Genomic DNA, 18082 nt, shown 5'->3' with positions numbered 1-18082 from the left:
ACCACACGAAGTGAGGGAGTGTGGGGGATCTGTCAGACCGCCTTCGGCCGGTCGCCGCGCGCGTCGCGGCCCGGCCGCAGCTGACTGACGAGCGCCACCAGGCCATCGGCCATGCGCCGGTAGCCTTCGCCGCTGCCCATCAGGAAACGGGCGTCGAAGAGGGTCGACAGCATCTCCATGTGGTCGACCGTCCTGTCGACATGCCGGACCTTCGGGCCCAGGTTCTCCAGCGCCGCGCGGTAGGCCTGGAGCACGTCGTTCAGCGCCGCCTCGCCGGCCGTGTCCGGCGCCGCGAGGCTGCCGTCGCGTAGCCGTTCGACCAGCACCGCCTCGGGGCTCAGGACCACGTCCCACGGGTCCCCGCTGGCGGCGTAGAGCCGTGATACGGCCTGGCCGCATTGCCGGGCCAGGGCCACGCCGGCCGACATCTCGTCGGCTTCGTCCCAGCCGTCAAGCGCCAGCCGCAGCGCCAGGCCGTGCAAGGCGTAGTAGGGCCTGAAGCCGTCGTCCCCCGGCACCCCCTCCGCCTGCCTGTAGGCCTGCAGGCCGGCGCCGACCGCCTCGGCCATCGCATCCCGCCACTGGGCCCGCTGGTTTGCGCTGGCGTCGAGGCGCAGCAGCCGCTGCGCGAACACCACGGCCCGGCGCTTGTGGGCGCTGGCCAGCAGGGCGAAGCGGTCGGCGTTGAGGATCGCCGCCGGGCCGGATTCGGAGAGGCCCGCGCTCGACACCAGCTTGTCCAGCGACAGCAGCCGTTCGATGCCGTGTTCGATCAGCGACAGGCCCTCAGGGTCGGGCCGCGGGCCGCGCGCCTTGCCGCCTTGCTGATCGGCGTGCATGCGGTAGGTGTCCTGTTCGGCGCGGGCGGCGCCGAGTTCGATCTCGACCGCGGCCAGCTGCTCGATGTCCCGGATCGGCACCCGGCCCTGCAGGTCGACCGACTGGATCGCGAACAGCAGCGCCTGGTGCGCCTGCTCGAGGCAGCCGAGGTCGCGCCAGGTGGTGCCGAGCGCCGACTGGAGCGCCGGCAAGCGCAGCCAGGCCGGCGGGCAGCGCTTGTCGAGGGCCTCCTCGATGGCCCGGATGCGGGCCTGCCGGTCGCTCTCTAGCGCGCGGTCGGGCCGGCGCGAGGCCTCCACCCGCGCCCGGGCCAGCTCGTCGAGCATCTCGTCGAGCGAGACGAAGGCGCTGCCGCCCTTCGACGCGCCGGCCATGCCGTCGGCGTCGGTCTCGGCCAGCCAGAGCGGGTCGCCGTAGGCCTGGAAGGCACCCCAGGTCACATTGTCGGGCCGGGCGGTCCAGAGCGCCTGCCGGGCCTCGAAGACCGCGGTGCCGAAAGGCCGCCGGTTCTGCAGCAGCGACTGATAGAAGACCTCGCCGAACTGCTGCGCCAGCTTGTCGTCGACCGCCCAGCCGGCCACCACCACGCAGCGCACGCCGATGTCCATCAGTTCGCGCGCCACGCTCGCCGCGAGCTTGTTGCCTTCGCGCACCGTGGGGCCGGGCGCCGCCCCGGCGTCGATCTGCCCCAGGTGGCAGCAGTTGAGGAACACCAGCTCCGGCACCGATTCCATCGCCGCGATCTCGGCCGCCGTGATCAGCAGGCCGCCCGAAAGCACCACGCCGCTGCGCCGCAGGCCATCGGCGTGCAGCTGGTCGAAGACGCCGTGCGCCGAGACGTGCAGGATCCGGTAGGGCTTGCGGTAGAGCTTGGCCAGCACGTCGGAGGCCAGGTTGTGGTCGCCGATCGCGCGGCTGACGTTGTAGCCCATGTTGGCGAACAGAGCGGCGATCGCGGTCGCCTCGACCTCGGCGCCGGCCAGGGTGTCCGGGTCCTTGCGTTCCGGATTGGCGGGGTCGGGGAAGGCGGCGCTGAAGCCCTGCACCGAGGGGTTGCCGACCACGTAGGCATTGCGGGCCAGGCTCTGCCGCACGTCGCGCCGGAAGGAGGTCGATGAGAGCTGCCGCACCACTGGCGTACACAGCGCCAGCGGCAGCAGCGGGCCGTCGCCCTGCGCCTCGGGCGTGAACAGCGGGTCGGTCAGCATCAGCTCCCACGGCAGGTTGGCGGTGGCGCCGTCGACCACCAGCACGATGCGCTGCAACTGCCGCGCGGCGTCCTTGAAGTCCGGCGGCACGATCAGCTGGAACAGCATGCGGCCGAAGTCGGAGTTCCAGTTCGTCTGGCTGATCTGCTGGCGCACCAGGGTCTCGATCAGGCTCGGCTGGCGCTGCTGGACCACGGTCTCGGCGCGCGCGCGCTGGCCGACATACAGGAAGCGCAGGCGATTCGCGAGCCGGGGCGCGCCTTCGGGCCGGGCGCTGCCGGCCGGGTCGTCGGCGTCGGTCACCATCAGCCGCGGCCAGTAGCTGGCGCCGCGGGTGTCGAACAGGCGTTGGCGCAGGCCGATGCCCTGCATCAGCTCGCCGCTGCAGGCGAGCAGCTGGTCCTTGGCGGCCGCCATGTCGGCCAGCCGCGGCGTCAGTTGCCGCAGCTCATAGACCGCGGTGATCGCGGTGTCGAGGTAGAGCTCGACGATGTCGAGCTGCGACACCCGCACCGAGAGCCCGGTGGTGCGCTTGAACTTCTCGTTGGCCTCGACCACGCCGCGCACCAGTGCCTCGATCGAGGCCGCGATCGTGAGATTGGCCGACGAGTTGTAGCCCAGCAGCAGCGTGGCCAGCGGCACCTCGCGGTTCTCGCGGCCCATCACGTCGACCACCTGCAGCAGGTAGCGCAGCACGCCGGCGCGCACCGCGAGGATCAGCGAATCCTGGCTCAGGCTGCCCTCATAGCGGCCGAGGCCGGTGACCACCGCGCCGGTCAGCACGCCGCGCCGGCGGTCGAGCGCGCTGGGTGCGCGCAGTACCACGGCCGCCGTGCCCAGCGGCCCGGCGTAGAGGTCGAGCGCCTTGCGCTGGGCAAGCTGGCCGTCCATCAGTTCGGTGTCGATCAGTGCCTCGGTGCCGGCCATCGAGTCGTTCTCGTAGTGGCCGACCAGAATCGGACAGGCCAGGAAGCGCAGGTCCATGGCCTTCATGCGCACCTCGAGCCCGAGCCGGCCGCGCGGCGCCATGCGGCTGCCCGGGGTGCCGCCCATCACCGTCGCCGCCAGGTTGATGTCGTCGATCGCGTTCGGCGGACCGGGGTCGTAGCTGCGTGGCCGCTCGGGCGCTGCCGCGCGGGCGGCGGGCGGATGGCGATCGAGCCGGGCGGTGCTGCCGCTGACCAGCAGTTCGCCCAGGGCGCTGAAGCTGCCGGCGGTCGACAGCAGGTCGCCGTGCACCGCCGGCAGGTAGTAGAAGCTGCCGATGTTGCCGATGCGGCCCGAGTCCCAGGTCACGGTGCCGTCGCCGCGCGCAGTCGACACCATGCGCAGGCGCTTGCTGCTGCCGCGCGCTTCCAGGCGCAGGCCGCAGGGCGTGCTGGGGGCGATCCCGAAGACGTAGATGGCCTTCGCCTGGTAGTCGGCGGGCAGGCTCGGCACCGGCCCGGCCCTGGCATCCTCGGTCCACAGCCAGCCGGCCGAGGCCAGCGTGCCGGCGTCGGGCTGGCCGCAGCGCTGGTCGCCGAACCAGAGGTCGGTGTTCAGGGCCTTGAGCGTCCTCCAGGTCTCGGCGTCCCAGTAGGCATGGGCGTCGCCGCCCTCAGGCTGGCCCTGGAAGGTGTCGACGAAGCCCGGTGCCGGCAGCAGCTGCAGCGCGCCGCGGAAGCCGGCCACGATGTCCAGCACGTCCTGCAGGTCGTGGCGCAGGTCGAGCCGTGCCAGCGCCCGCAGCGCATTGCCCTTGCCGAGCAGGTTCTCGACCATCGAATGCGAGCCCTGGTGCGGCGTGCCGGCCATCACGAGCCGGGCGCCATCGCGCTGCATCAGCGCGTCCATGACGTCGCGGCGGCGATGGATGCAGGCCCGGACCACCAGGCCGCCCATGCTGTGCGCGAGCAGGCGCACCGGCTGCGCGGTCTGCTTCAGCAGCAGCTCGAGGAAGGTCCCGAGCCGTTCGCCCAGCACGTCCAGCGGCTGGCGCCAGTCGTAAGGAAAGGGCAGCACCCGGTGGCTGTCCGCGAGCTGCTCGCAAACGTCGCCGTAGGTCTTGCCGAACAGTTCGCCGGCCGTGACTCGCTCGGCGTCGAAGGCGATGCTCCGGAGCCCGCCGGCGGCCAGCGAGACCGGATCGAGCCAGACCCGCTTGCCGTCGGCGTCGAGGCAGGTGCCCATGACGCCCGGCAGCACCACCACCACCGGCCGGTCGGCGCCGGCGACGCCGCGCGCCTTGCCGATGCCGGCCGCATCGAGGGTGGTGAAGCCGGCCGGGAAGGCGCGGAAGGCGTCGAGCGCGTTGGGCTGCTCCTCGACCAGCCAGTCCCGCAGCGCGCTGCGGGTCTCCAGGTTGCTGAAGTAGTTGAAGTGCGAGACGTCCGCGGCGCGGTCGAACAGCACCCGGGCCTGGCTCTTTGCGGCCACGCCGGCCAGCATCGCGGCGGTGTCGACCACCAGGTCGTTGTCGGTGTTGTCGAACAGCAGGAAGTCGGTCAGCAGCACGCCCATGCGCATCAGCAGGTTGCCGCCCTGGATGTCGCCGGCGATCAGCGCCATGCGGATGCCGGGCTGGACCGCGCCGTCGCGCAGCAGGGCCACCATCGGCGAGTCGGGCAGCATCGCCTCGATGCCCGGCATCAGGTGCGGATTGGTGCGGTTCTTCGCGATCTCGATCACCACCCGCTTGAAGGCCGAATAAAGCGGATTGCCGAAGAAGTAGGGCACCCGGCCGATCAGCGTCAACAGGCCCGACAGGAAGACGTCGAAGTTGCCGCTCGCGAGCCGGGTGCCCTGCGCCGGCGCGGCCACCCGCACGTAGCGATCGATCACCAGCGCCTTGTCGCGCAACAGGGTGAACAGCGCGCGTAGCTGCTCGCGGTGCTCGGCGTGCGCGCGGTCGAGTTCCTTGCGCACCTCGGCCTCGCGGCCCTGGGCGTCGCCGACGCCGGGGAAGGCGAAGCTGTAGCTGTCGATGTGCTGGTCGATGTCCTGCAGGCACAGCAGGTCGCCGACCAGGCCGCCGCGCGAATGCGTCACCAGGCTGATGCGGGCGCCGCGCGGCAGGGCGRTGGCGAGTTGCAGCGCGTTCTCGATCGGGCTCTCCGACAGCGTGCGGTGCTCGAAGCCGTAGATGCCGCCCGGAAAGCGGCTCTCGAGCCGGGCCCAGAGCCCGCGGTCGCTGCGCTGCAGGTCGCCGAAGCTACCCAGCGTGCTGGAGCCGGTGCCGTGGATGAAGACCAGCGCCGGCCGCGGCGTACCGTCGGCACCGCTCATGCGGGCGGTGTCGTCGGCCAGCCCGCCTTCGAGCGCGCCGCCGCCGTCCWGCCAGCGGTAGAGATGCCCGACAGGGCGCGCGAGCCGCTCCTCGACAGCCCACATCAGGGCCTTGGTGCCGAGCCAGCTGACGCCCAGGCCGGCGATGTCCGCGGGCTTGCCCTTGCGTTGCATCAGCTCGGCCAGGCGGGCCTGGGCCGCATTGATCAGCGGGTCCCGGCCGACCGCGAGCGAGATCACGCGGCTGACCAGGCCGCCGGCGGCGCTGGTGAAGACGCCGCGCTGCATGACCGCGCCCTCGGCGTTCATGCGGTCGAAAAGGATCCGGCCATCGGTGGTCGCCAGGTCCGGCCGGTTGCGCAGCAATGCCGCCTGCAGCCCTGCGGGGCTGGTGATCAGGGTGCCGCCGTCGGCCAGCTCCAGCACCAGCACCTGGTCGGCTTCGGCTTCCAGGTCCGCGCTGACGCCCCCGGGCAGGCCGCGCGCGCCGCCGCCGAGTTCGATGCTGGCCTTGGCCTCCAGCAGTCCGGGCGGCAGGAACGCATCGGGCGTGCGGTCGGTGCCGAGTCCACGGCTCGCGGTCGACCGCAGCAGTGACGGGATCTCGGGCTGGTCGCTCCGGCGTCCAGTGATCTGCAGCACGATCGCATCGACCATGGCTTCCCCTCAGCTGAAGATCGCTCGCCCCCTGGATTCGCCGCTACCCTGGATCTGCGGCTTCTGCGGATAGCGGGTGGAAGGCAGGTCGTCCGCCAGGGCCTGGTGCCACCGCGCGTAGGTGGCGCCGGCCGGCAGCGTGCGCAGCGCCTTCAGGGCGTAGAAGGTGAAGGCACCGTTCGGGCGGTCCTGGAAGTTGGCGTCGTAGCTGAAATGGCCCTCGCCTTCCTCGCAGCCGGCCAGCAGCAGGTCGCCGACGTCGTCTTCCGGCTCCGAGGTGAAGGCGGTGGCGGCGCCGTGCTTGCCTTTCTTGGGTACCGCTGCACCTTGCGGGCCGGCGGTGGCCAGGCGTGGCTCTGGCATCCACACCCGCATCGGCATGAAGCGCGGCATTCGGCCGGCCTCCTTGTCGCTGTTGTCGGGCGGCGCCCGGTTCACGGTGCCCGAATGGCAGCTGTCGGAGATCAGCACCAGGTGCACGCCGTCGCGGCGGTTCTTGAAGATCGCGTGGATCTCGTCGTCGATCAGTGCGGCGCCCAACGCCCGGATGTCGTGCGGGCACAGCGCCTCGTCAAGCCCGTCGGCCTCCTCGCCGTCGGTGTCGAACTGGTAGGTGCCGTGGCCCGAGTAGGTGATCACCACCACATCGCCGGGCGCGGCCTGGTCGATCACGCGCCGGAAGCCTTCCACCATGCCGGCCTTGGTGGCCTGCTCGTCGAGCAGCTTGCTGACGCTGAAGCCGCGCTGCGCCAGTTCGGCGGCCCAGTCGTTGGCGTCGTTGACGCAACCGGCCAGATCCATGTCGGTGCCGGGGTAGTTGTTGATGCCGATGCACAGGGCGAGCTTCTTCATGCGTATCTCCGGTAGCCTTCGGGGATTGGACACGCCGCGCAGGCGCAAGTCGTCCGCCAAAGGAGGTATGGCGCATGACAGGGGCCGGGCCGGCCCGGACTGCGCCTATTCGCAGAGCCGGCGGATCTCGGGCGGGATCGGAACCGCGCGGATGCCGCCGCCCTCGCGCGTGGCGGCGAAGATGCGGACCTCGTCGCATTCGAGGATCAGGTCTTCGCCGCGTGTCACGCGGTACGTCTGCACGAAGCTCTTCTCGCGCCATTCGGGGATGGCGACTGCAATCTGCAGCTTGTCGCCGTAGCTCGCGCTCTTGACGAAGCGGGTGTGGGTGTCGACCAGCGGCGTGCCGATGACGCCGAGCGTTTTCGTGGTTTCTTCCCAGCGCGGCACGCCGCGCTCGGCGAAGAAGTGGCGCGAGGCGGCGTCGATCCAGCGGAAGAAGTTCGGGAACCAGACGATGCCGGCAGGGTCGCAGTCGCCGAATTCGACGCGGACTGAATAGATGACTTCAATACTCATATCAAGGATTTTGCAAAGGCGCGGCCGGCGCAGCCAGGCCCGTTGGTGAAACACCGCGGAACCGGCTTCGCCGGGCCGCTGGTGTTGCCCCCGGTAGGGGGTGCGCGCCCGGACACGAAGTGCCGGGCAACCTGGGGGCGAGCTCAATGTCAGCCCATTTTCGTTGGCAGCCACAAGGCGATGATCGGGAACGCGATCAGGATCACCAGCCGCAGGATGTCGGTCAGGATGAAGGGCAGCACGCCCTTGAAGATGGTGGTGAAGCTGACGTCCTTGACCACGCTCTTGATGACGAAGACGTTCATCCCCACCGGCGGATGGATCAGGCCGAGCTCGACCGTCATCACGATGATGACGCCGAACCAGATCGGGTCGAAGCCGAGGTGGACGATCACCGGGAAGATGATCGGCACCGTGAGGATGATCATCGCCATCGCGTCCATCAGGCAGCCCAGCACCAGGTACATCAGCATGATCAGCGCCAGCACGCCGTAGCGCCCGATGCCCAGGCTGGTGAGGAACTCGGTGAGCTTTTGCGGGCTCTGCGTGATGGTCAGGAAGTAGCCGAACAGCAGCGCGCCGATCAGCACCRTGAACACCGCCGCCGCAGTGCGCGTGGCCGACAGCAGCGCCTCGCGGATCTTCGGGCCGTCGAGCTTGCGGCGCAGCAGGCCGAGGATGAAGGCGCCGCTGGCGCCGACGCCGCCGGCCTCGGTGGGCGTGAAGAAGCCGCCGTAGAGTCCGCCGATCACGAAGACGAACAGCACCATCGGCGCCCAGACGTTCTTGAGGTCGGCCACGCGCTCCTTCCAGGTCTTGACCTCGCCGCCCGGCAGCCAGTCGGGCCGCGCCTTGACGATCAGCACGATGGTCAGGACGTACATCGTCATCGCCAGGATGCCCGGCACGATGCCTGCCATGAAGAGCTTGCCGATGTCCTGCTGCGTCAGGATGGCGTAGACCGCCAGCACGGTCGACGGCGGCAGGATCGCACCCAGCGTGCCGCCGGCCGCGATCACGCCGGTCGAGAAGGATTGCGGGTAGTTGAAGCGCCGCATCTCCGGATAGGCCACGGCCGAGAAGGTCGCGGCCGTTGCGACCGACGAGCCGCAGATGGCCGCGAAGCCGCCGCAGGCCAGCACGGTGGCCACCCCGAGGCCGCCGCGCAGGTGGCCGATCATCGAGTTGGCGGCCTTGAACAGCTCGCGGCTGACGCCCGAGACCGAGACCAGCGCGCCCATCAGCATGAACATCGGGATCACGCCGAAGGTGTAGTCGGTCACGGTGCGCATCGAGGTCTGGCCGACCAGCTTGAGCGCCGGGCCGGGGCCGACGATCCAGGCGTAGCCGGTGACGCCGACCAGGCCCATTGCCATGCCGACCGGCACGCGCAGGAGCATCAGTGCGAAGAGGACGACGAATCCAAGTACCGCCATCGCATCGGTGCTCATTCGTCGGCTTTCATTTCGGGTTTCTGGTCGTGAAGCAATTCAGGATGGAAGATCAATCGATAGGTGCGGATCGCGATCAGCACCACGGCCGAGACGTCGCCGAGCCAGGCCACCGCATAGAAGGGCCAGGTCGGGATGTTCATGTCGTAGGTCAGCACGTTGTCGACGTAGGTGCCGCGCACCTTGTCGAACAGCGTGGCGGTCTGCACCGCGACCACGAACAGCAGCACCAGCGTCGCGAAGACGTCGATCCAGCGCTTCATGCGCGGGCCGGCCGCGGTCCACACCAGGTCGACCGTGATGTGGCCGCCGCGGTAGCTGGTGGCCGCGATGCCCCAGAAGATCAGGATGCCGAGCAGCATCCGGCCGAAGTCGTACGAATCGGGGATCGAGGTGTTGAAGAACTTGCGCAGCACCACCGCGAGGAAGATGTTGAGCGCGACGATCCCGACGAACATGGCGGCCAGCCATTCGATCGAGTTGATCATCTTGTCCATCACGCCGACGCGCGGCTTCGTCACCTCGGTTCCGGTTGCCATCGGGTCCTCGCGAAGATCAGAGCGCCGACTTGTTCTTCGCCAGGCTGGCCTTGAGCGAATCCATCACCGCCTTCGGATCCTGGCCCACCTTCTTCACGCCCTCGGCCCATTGCGCCTCGCCGGGCACGGTGGCCTTGCGCCAGGCATCGAGCTGCTCGGGCGTCAGCTTGTAGATCTCGTGGCCGGCCTGGCCGGCGATCTTGGCGCGGCCCGCGAACTCGAAGTCGGCCCAGGGCGTGGCGACCTTCTCGGCCCATTCGCTGGTGCAGTGGTCGTCGATGACCTTCTTCTGGGCCGCCGACATGCTGTCGTACTTGCTCTGGTTCATGGCCCAGACGAAGGGCGTGACGTAGAGCGGAACGTCCATGTGGAAGCTCACCACCTTGTCGATGCCGAACAGCCCGATCGAGCCCCACGGGAAGGTGATGGCGTCGGCCACGCCGCGCTCCAGCATGTCGCGCGACTCGGGCGCCGAGGCCTGCACGTTGGTGCCGCCCAGCGAAGTGACCATCTGGCCGATGGTGCTGGTCGCCGGACGGATCTTCATGCCCTTGATGTCGGTCGGAAGCGTGATCTTCTTGCGCGCATGGAAAGTGCCCGGGTCGTGCACGAAGGCGAAGCAGAACTTCACGTCCTTCATTTCCTTGGCGGCGTAGGGGCGGTACCAGGCGTCGATGGCGGCCGAGCCGCCCTTGCCGTCGGCGAACAGGAAGGGCAGGGACGCACCGGCCATGATCGGGAAGCGGCCCGGCTGGTAGCCGGGGTTGACGTAGGCGAAGTCGGCGATGCCGTCGCGCGCCATGTCGTAGTGGTCGAAAGCCTTGCCGAGCTGCTCGGAGGGAAACAGCGTGGCCGTGATGCTGCCGTTCGACGCCTTCTTGATGTCGTCGGCCCAGGCCTGCAGCGAGGGGTTCAGCGGATGCTGCGCCGGCACCCAGCTCGACATCTTGAGATTGACCGGCTTGTCCTGTGCCACGGCGGGCACGGACGAGAGGGCCAGCAGGGCGGCGAGCGCGGCGAGGGTCTGGATGCGCGATGGCTTCATTGAATGTCTCCTTGCGTGGCGATGGCGAGAGGCCGTCGGAACCGGTTATGTTCTATAAGAATCGCCCGGACCCGGCTATTCGCGTTTACCTTGGGGCGGCTCAGTCCGCCTGGATGCTGCGGTCCTTGATGAGCTGGCTGAACACCACGGTCTCCTTGCGCGCCACGGACTTGAAGTCCTCGGCCGTCATCGGCGTCGTCTCGCCGCCGACCTCGCGGAAGCGATTGCGCACGGCCTCGTTGGCCAGCGCCTTGTTCACCGCGGCGTTGAGCCGCAGCCGCACCTCGGGCGGTGTGGCTGCCGGCGCGAACAGGCCGAACCAGGTGTCGTAGTCCATGTTCTTGTAGCCGCGCTCGGCCAGGGTGGGCACCTCGGGAAAGAGCGCTGAACGCTGCCCGCTCGCGACCGCCAGCATCTTCAACTTGCCGGCGCGCACGTTGGCGAACGAGATGCCCGGGTCGAAGAAGAAGTCGATCTGGCTCGCCAGCAGGTCTTGCAGCGCCGGCGCGGCACCGCGATAGGGCACGTGCACGGCATAGATCCCGGCGCTCTGCTTGAACAGTTCCCCGACCAGATGCGGCGTGCTGCCGGAGCCGGCCGAGCCGAAGGACAGCTTGCCCGGATTGGCCCTGGCGTAGCGAACGAAGGCGTCGACGTCGTTGGCGGCCAGTCCCGGCCGGGTCGTGAGGAAGAGCTGGATGCGACCGGTGGCGGCCACCGGCACCAGGTCCTTGTCGGCATCGAAGGGCATCTTGCCGAACAGGAAGGGATTGACCGACTCGATGCCCGTGCTAGTCAATGCCAGCGTGTAGCCGTCGGCCGGGGCCTTGGCCACCGCATCGGCGGCCACGTTGCCGTTGGCGCCGGCGCGGCTCTCGATCACCACCGGCTGGCCGAGCGTCTCCGACATCAGCGGCGCGACCGAGCGCGCCATGATGTCGGCTACGCCGCCGGGCGGAAAGCCGACCAGGATCTTCACCGGCTTGCTCGGCCAGGATTGCGCCAGCGCAGCGCCGGGTGCCGCGAGCGCGAGGGCAAGGAAGGCGCAGGCGGACAGGGTGCGTCGACGGAAGTGGTTTTCTTTTTCGTTCATGAGGCGTCTCCTCTTTCTTGATTTCAGGCCGGCGCCGGCAGCGCCGGCATCCGTGGGCTTTCAGCCGCGATGGCCCGCCGCCGACTGCCGCGGCCGCTTCATCCAGCGGATCGGCTGCGGCTTCACCGGCCGCGGCGGTGCGCCATGGCGCACCAGGGCGGCATCGAGCGCATTGCCGGCGTCGTCGGCCAGGGCGGCCTCGCGGGCGGCGGCGATCGCGGTGGCGCGCGCGGACGGCGAGCCATCGGGCAGCGGCGCCGTCGCCAGGTGGTCGATCACATGCAGAAGGTTGTTCTTGCCGCGCTCGTTGGTGCTGCCGTAGCCCTTGATGAGGCGGCCGCAGAGCGCGATCTCGTGGCCCAGCCGCCAGTCGCTGCCAGTGCCAGCGACCACGGCGTTGAGCCAGCGATCGATCAGCGCCTGCTCCTCGGCGAAGCGGCTGCCGCGCTTGCGCAGCCAGCGCAGCGAGGCCAGCAGGCGCAGTGCGGCCATGCCGGCCACCGAATGGCTGCCGACCTTGAGCGGCATCGCCCAGGGGGTGGCGCGGCGCCGGTCCCAGGCAATCACGCGATGCGCGAGCGCGGCCGGCAGCAGCGCTGCGAACTCGGGGGCGCCGGGCTTGAAGTGGTCATAGACCTTGAGGATGTCGTCGTCGCCGGCCTTCACCTCGCTTCGCACCCGCTGGGCCCGGCTGGCTCGGCTCTTGAGCTCGGCCACCCGCACGATGTCGTCGAAGGCCATCCACAGCGCGAGCCAGCGCGCCATCTCGCGCGTGGTCGCGAAGCCGTGGGCTGCCGCGGGGTCGGCCGCCCGTTCGGCCGCCAGCACCCGGGCCAGTCGCTCCACATAGTGCGCGGCGTAGCCGGGGTCCTGGTAGTCGAGCACGCRGGCATGGGCGAGCGCGAGCAGGTCGTGCACCGGCGTCGGAAACCGGGCGGCGACCGCGGGCGGCAGCGGCTTCGGCTGGGCGCGCTCGTCGGCGCTGGTGTCCAGCAGGCGGTTGACCATCGCGGCCTGCTCGCGCGGCGTGTTCACCGCATCGAAGGCCGCCGCGAAGCCGCGCAGGCTGGCAGCAGCCATCTTGCTGACTTTCTCGGGTGCGCGGGTGTCGCCGCCGCGCACCACGCGCTCGTACGCTGCGCGCGGAAACGGAAACAGTCCGCTGCCCGCGATCGCGCCAAGCATCACGGCGCTGACCACGGTGCCGGCCTCGCGCGCCGCCGCGMCCATGTCGAACATGTGGTGCTCGCGGCTGAAGACCTTGACCACCTCGAGCAGGCGCCCGCTATCGGCGCGGCCGTCGCCGGGCTGCATCCGTTCGGCGGTGGTCAGGGTGCGGGCCGACGAGCTGATGACGAGGGTGCGCTCCCGCGCGCTCATGCCGTTGCCGATCTGGCGCGTGGTCTCGAGCAGCTCGGACGAGACGATGGCGTCGAGCGCGCCCGGCACCGGGCTCAGGCTGAACACCGGCCGGCGGCCGCCGAGCTGGGCCAGCGGCAGCGGGAAGACCTCGACGTAATACGTGGTGGCGCCGGTGCGCTGCGCAACACCCGGGATCGAGGTGCTCTGCGCGGCATAGCCTGCATGGCGCGCGGTGTCGACCAGCCATTCGGTCAGCACGCCGCCGCCTTCGCCGCCGAGGGCGCAGATCAGGAGGGTGATCGGTTGGGTTCGGTTCATCGTCGTCAGGCCGGTTGGAGGGCGCGCACCACGGCACCGCGCAGGCTGTGCAGGAGTCTTTCGTGCCACTTCGGGTTCTGCACCACCTCGGCCCGGTAGAAGCTCGGGCACAGCGTGGCGGCATGGGCGTTGGCGCCGCACAGGCCGCAGCCGACGCAGCCGTCGATCACCACGGCCACCGGGTCGACCTTCAGCGGGTCGGGGTTGTCCTTGATCGTCAGCGTCGGGCAGCCCGACAGCCGGATGCAGGCGTGGTCGCCGTTGCAGACGTCCTCGTCGACGCCGTACTTCACGCGCACCACGCGCTCGCCGTTCTTCAGCAGGCTGGCGATCCACGGCTTGATTCGGCGCTGGCGCTCGAGCTGGCATTCGCCCTCGGCGATGATCACCTTGAGCCCGTTGAAGTCGCTCGTGAAGGCGTCGTTGAGCGTCTTGCGCATCTTGTCGACGTCGTAGGTGTGGACCGTTTGCAGCCATTGCACGCCCAGCCCGTTCAGCGTCGCCTCGATGGTTTGGTTCTTGTCGACCAGACTTTGCTGCTTGTCGACCGCGCGCTCCTTGATGTCGTCGTCGGGCGTGGAGATGATGTCTTGCGTGCCGGTGGCCGAGGTGTAGCCGTTCTTGAAGATCAGCAGCACCGCGTCGTCGCCATTGAAGAGCGCGCTCTGCACGCCGGTGAGCAGGCCGTTGTGCCAGAAGCCGCCGTCGCCCATGATCGACAGCGCCCGGCGCTGCATCATCGGCGAGACGCCCGCGCGGCTCGCGAGGCTCATGCCGTAGCCGAGGATCGAATGTCCCATGGAGAACGGTTCGAAGGTGCCGAAGGCATGGCAGCCGATGTCGGCCGCGATGTGCACCGGGCCGCTGTCCTGCTGCGCCAGCTTCAGCGCCGCGAACACCGGCCGTTCCGGGCAGCCGATGCAGAAGCTCGGCGGCCGATTCGGCAGCGGGGCGGCCAGCTGGGTCGCCACCGCGGAGCGGCGGTCGTTGTTGCCGGCCAGCCATGACCTGGCCGAGTCGTGCGCATGCTCGGGCAGGTAGCGCTGCGCGAAGCGGCCGAGGCCGGTGGCCAATACTTCGACGCCGTATTCGCCGGCCGCCGGCAGCATGTCGCAGCCGTGCAGCGGCGTCTGGATGTCGCGCCTGCGCAGCAGCGTCGCGATCTCCTGCTCGATGTACTCGGGCTGCCCTTCTTCGACCACCAGCACCGCGCGTTTGCCGACGCAGAAGTCGGCCACCTCGTCGGGCACCAGGGGGTAGGCGACGTTGAGCACCAGCAGCGGGATGTCGGTGGCGCCGAAGGCGTCCGCCAGGCCCAGCTGCTGCAAGCTGCGGACGAGCGCGTTGTAGAGCCCGCCCTGCACCACGATGCCGAGGTCGGCATGGGTGCCGGGAATCAGCTCGTTGAGCTGGTGTTCGGCGATGTAGCGGCGTGCGGCCGGCAGCCGCTCCTCGCCCTTGAGCTTCTCGTGGCGGAAGGTGACCGGCGGGTGCGCGAGTCGCATGTAGTCGAAGCCGGCCGGCTCCGCCATCAGTGCGCGGGTCGAGATCGCCGGGCGCAGGTTGTCCTTGCATTCGAAGCTGCCGCGCACATGGCAGGTGCGGATGCGCAGCTCCATCATGCAGGGCATGTTGGAGAACTCGGACAGGCGGAAGCCGTGCTCGACCATGTTCACCATGACGCCCAGGTCCGGCCGCGGGTCCAGCAGGCACATGCTGGACTTCAGCGCATAGGCATGGGTGCGTTCCTGGATCACCGAGGCGCCTTCGCCGTAGTCTTCGCCGACCACGATCAGCACGCCGCCCTTGACGCCCGGCGACGACAGGTTGGACAGCGCATCGGCCGCCACGTTGGTGCCGACGATCGATTTCCAGGTCACGGCGCCGCGCAGCGGATAGTGGATCGAGGCGCCCAGCATCGCCGCCGCCGAGGCTTCGTTCGAGCAGGCCTCGACGTGGACGCCGAGTGCGTCCATGTAGGGCTTGGCCTGGACCATGACGTCGAGCAGGTGCGACACCGGTGCGCCCTGGTAGCCGCCCACGTAGGCCACGCCGGACTGCAGCAGCCCCTTGGTGATCGCGAGGATGCCTTCGCCGTGAAAGGTGTCGCCGGCACCGAGGCGAAGCGCCTCGATTTCCTTGCTGAATGAGACTTCCAAGAGATGGGTTCCTGTTTGCCGGGGGGTGGGGTGGTGGTGGTCGGCTGCGAGGCCGGCCGCCAGTGTCGCGGGGAGGCGACTTGCGATCAATAAAATATTCGGACTAAGTAACATGAACGCCATGCATATCGATTCGATCGACCTGAACCTGCTGCGGCTGTTCGATGCCGTGTACCRGGCGCGCAGCGTGAGCCGGGCCGCGGAGTCGCTGGGCCTGACTCAGCCGGCCGCCAGCCATGGCCTGGGCCGGCTGCGGCTGCTGCTCGAGGACGCGCTCTTCGTCCGGGCGCCGGGCGGCGTGGCGCCGACGCCGCGCGCCGATCGGCTGGCGGCGGCGGTGCAGGCGGCGCTCGGCACGCTCGAGGAGGCGCTCAACGAGCCCGACCGCTTCGAGCCCTCGGCCTCGCGCAAGACCTTCCGCATCCACATGAGCGACATCGGCGAGGGCCGCTTCCTGCCGTCGCTGATGGCCAGGCTGGGCGAGTTGGCGCCTGGGGTGCGGCTGGAGACGCTGCCGCTGCAGCCTGCCGAGATCGCACCGGCCCTGGACAACGGCCGGATCGACTTCGCCTTCGGCTTTCTCCCCAAGGTTCGCGACACCCAACGCGCGCATCTGTTGAACGACCGCTATATCGTGCTGCTGCGCCAGGGCCACCCGTTCACGCGCGGGCGACGCGGCGGTCGGGCGCTGCTCGATGCGCTGCAGACGCTCGAGTACGTCGCCGTACGCACCCATGCCGAAACGCTGCGCATCCTGCAGCTGCTCAACCTGGAGGACCGGGTGCGGCTGACCACCGAGCATTTCATGGTGCTGCCTGCGATCGTTCGGGCCACCGACCTGGCGGTGGTGATGCCGCGCAACATCGCCCGCGGCTTCGCCGAGGAGGGTGGCTACGCGATCGTCGAGCCGGCCTTTCCGCTGCGCGACTTCAGCGTCTCGCTGCACTGGAGCAAGCGCTTCGAGGCCGATGCGGCGAACCGGTGGCTGCGGCAGGTGATCCGGGAGCTGTTCGCGGAGCGGTGAGGCGGTCACAGCCTCGGTTCGGCCGGCTCGACGAGAGTGGGCGGGACCACGCCGACGGCGTACTCTGTTCCGCTCATGTCTCCCGGCCTGCGGCCTCCTCCTTGACTTCGCTGCGCAGAGCACACCATCGACGTGATCCGTCACGGCGGTCGTTGATCTGCCGGCACCACCCCGTGACCCGATGTCCTCGGCACGCGCCCCGGATGTTCAAGCCAGGGCCCAATCCGCCTGGATACACCGCCCGCGTCCCCCGTCACGCAAGCTCCCGTCATTTGCCCTGCGCGTTGCCGACGAGTTCTGCAACCTCAAGGAAGTGCGTCGCGCCTGCGGGGCACTCGGACTATGCTAGCAGTAGCGCTGACGCCACTTGGTCTTCAGCACGGGCTTCATGAAGGAGTGTGAGCCATGGAACACCCGCTCGACAGTCAATCTTCCCTGCCTCCAATGGCGGCGCCCGCAGTGCGCCGGGTTAGCGTGATGCGGCCCTTCGCTTGGCTGCGCTTGGGCGCACGCGATCTGGCGTTCCGGCCAGGCTTGAGCCTCGGCATCGGTGTGCTGGTTGCAGTTGCAGGCCTGGCCCTGATGGCCGCGACCTGGGAGGCCACTTACCTTGCGCCAACTCTGCTCGGCGGCTTTTTGCTGGTGGCACCCTTCGTCGCGATGCCCCTGTACGCACTGTCGCGCCAGCGGGAGCAGTCCGCCGCGCCGGACTCCGCATTGGCTTTTCGCGCGTGGCGCGGCAACGCCGGCTCGATTGCGCTGTTCGGATTGGTGCTCACGCTGGCGTACTTTGTCTGGGAGCGCCTGGCAGCGATCGTCTTCGCACTTTTCTTCACCGAGCAAGTGCGGCACGCGTCGCACCTGCCCGCGGCGCTGCTGCTGTCGGGCCAGCCGACCGGTCTTGTGGTTGCCTTCTTCGCGGTTGGTGCCGCGGTGGCAGCGCTTGTCTTCGCGCTCGGTGTCGTCAGCGTGCCGTTACTGGTGGATCGCCCCGTGGACGTGATCACCGCGGTTCTTACCAGCCTGCGCTGCTGCGCCCGGAATCCGGTCGCCATGCTGCTGTGGGCCGTGTTGATCGCAATGCTGACAGCCCTCGGTTTTGCGACGCTCATGCTTGGGCTCATCGTCATCTTCCCGTGGCTGGCACACGGGAGCTGGCACGCCTATCGCGAGATGGTGGACGGGTGATCCTGCGCGGGCAGCGGTATCAGTGCTTCCACTGCGCTGGGCACCGTCTCATATGCCTCCTGGAGGCTGACTTTCACCAACGTCGCCTCATGGTCGACCATAGCCGGTCGGGGAAATGCCTGTCACCGAAGCGCGAAGCTTCAAGGGGCATTGTCGCGAAGAAGCGTCAGCTCACCTCGCGCGCCAGCTTCGCGCGCCTTTCGACTTCCTTCGCGCTCGGCTCGGCCTGCGCAAACGATCCGAGCGGGACGTCGCCGGCCGGCACGTAGGTGCTCATCACAACACCGGTGGCCGAGGCTTGCGAAGCGACGAGCCGCAGTGCGCCGGGCTTCGCGCCGGCTTCGAACAGCCGCTTGCCGCGCCCGAGCACGACGGGGAAGGTCCACACGTTGTACTCGTCGATCAGCGATGCGGCCTGCAGCGTCTGGATCAGATTGCCGCTGCCGATGATCTGCAGGTCGTGTCCCGCCTCTGATTTGAGCGCCGCGACCGCCGCGATGACGTTTCCGCGCAGGAGCGCCGAGTTGTTCCAATGCAGCTTCTTCAGCGTGCGCGAGGCC

At 69.2% G+C, this 18082-nt stretch carries 12 protein-coding genes; 2 read left to right on the top strand and 10 right to left on the bottom strand.

Annotated features, from left to right (window positions below; genetic code table 11):
• Positions 1 to 32: 32 nt before the first annotated feature.
• The 9 genes from AC1DY5_RS02480 to AC1DY5_RS02440 all read right to left on the bottom strand — a co-directional run bounded on the left by AC1DY5_RS02480 (position 33) and on the right by AC1DY5_RS02440 (position 15310).
• Positions 33 to 5972, bottom strand: a complete 5940-nt coding sequence (locus tag AC1DY5_RS02480; RefSeq protein WP_478108087.1) for a CHAT domain-containing protein — start codon at positions 5970 to 5972, stop codon at positions 33 to 35.
• Positions 5973 to 5981: 9 nt separating this feature from the next.
• On the bottom strand, positions 5982 to 6824 hold the full coding sequence (locus tag AC1DY5_RS02475; protein WP_478108085.1) for a caspase family protein: 843 nt from the start codon (positions 6822 to 6824) through the stop codon (positions 5982 to 5984).
• A 105-nt stretch (positions 6825 to 6929) separates the two neighbouring features.
• Positions 6930 to 7343 carry an acyl-CoA thioesterase gene (locus tag AC1DY5_RS02470; protein ID WP_478108083.1) on the bottom strand — a complete coding sequence of 138 codons (414 nt, stop codon included), beginning with the start codon at positions 7341 to 7343 and terminating at the stop codon, positions 6930 to 6932.
• A gap of 149 nt (positions 7344 to 7492) precedes the next feature.
• The gene (locus tag AC1DY5_RS02465) at positions 7493 to 8794 is read right to left on the bottom strand and encodes a TRAP transporter large permease (RefSeq protein ID WP_478108080.1); all 1302 of its coding nucleotides are present in this window, start codon (positions 8792 to 8794) and stop codon (positions 7493 to 7495) included.
• Complete coding sequence (locus AC1DY5_RS02460) at positions 8791 to 9333, bottom strand: TRAP transporter small permease (protein ID WP_478108078.1); 543 nt, start codon at positions 9331 to 9333, stop codon at positions 8791 to 8793. The genes AC1DY5_RS02465 and AC1DY5_RS02460 overlap by 4 nt, the downstream gene beginning before the upstream one ends.
• 16 nt (positions 9334 to 9349) lie before the next feature.
• Positions 9350 to 10378: a TRAP transporter substrate-binding protein gene (locus AC1DY5_RS02455; RefSeq protein WP_478108075.1), complete on the bottom strand. Its 1029-nt coding sequence runs from the start codon at positions 10376 to 10378 to the stop codon at positions 9350 to 9352.
• A gap of 100 nt (positions 10379 to 10478) precedes the next feature.
• Positions 10479 to 11471, bottom strand: a complete 993-nt coding sequence (locus AC1DY5_RS02450) for a tripartite tricarboxylate transporter substrate binding protein (RefSeq protein ID WP_478108073.1) — start codon at positions 11469 to 11471, stop codon at positions 10479 to 10481.
• A 60-nt stretch (positions 11472 to 11531) separates the two neighbouring features.
• Positions 11532 to 13151 carry an indolepyruvate oxidoreductase subunit beta family protein gene (locus AC1DY5_RS02445; RefSeq protein ID WP_478108071.1) on the bottom strand — a complete coding sequence of 540 codons (1620 nt, stop codon included), beginning with the start codon at positions 13149 to 13151 and terminating at the stop codon, positions 11532 to 11534.
• A 5-nt stretch (positions 13152 to 13156) separates the two neighbouring features.
• Positions 13157 to 15310 (bottom strand): thiamine pyrophosphate-dependent enzyme, encoded by a 2154-nt coding sequence (locus AC1DY5_RS02440; RefSeq protein ID WP_478108069.1) that lies wholly within the window; start codon positions 15308 to 15310, stop codon positions 13157 to 13159.
• Between the two features lie 112 nt (positions 15311 to 15422).
• Here AC1DY5_RS02440 and AC1DY5_RS02435 point away from each other — a divergent pair, with 112 nt between their 5' ends.
• Entirely contained in the window at positions 15423 to 16334 is a 912-nt protein-coding gene (locus AC1DY5_RS02435) for a LysR family transcriptional regulator (protein WP_478108067.1), read from the top strand.
• 405 nt (positions 16335 to 16739) lie between these two features.
• Entirely contained in the window at positions 16740 to 17522 is a 783-nt protein-coding gene (locus AC1DY5_RS02430) for a DUF2189 domain-containing protein (protein ID WP_478108065.1), read from the top strand.
• Between the two features lie 166 nt (positions 17523 to 17688).
• Here the strand turns inward: AC1DY5_RS02430 and AC1DY5_RS02425 are convergent.
• Positions 17689 to 18082 (bottom strand): dihydrofolate reductase family protein (locus AC1DY5_RS02425; RefSeq protein WP_478108063.1); only part of this gene is annotated, 394 nt, incomplete at its 5' end.

This window comes from Variovorax sp. P4_D9 (assembly GCF_056401695.1).
Note: the sequence above shows the minus strand (reverse complement) of the source record. Positions and strands in the feature narration are given on the sequence as shown.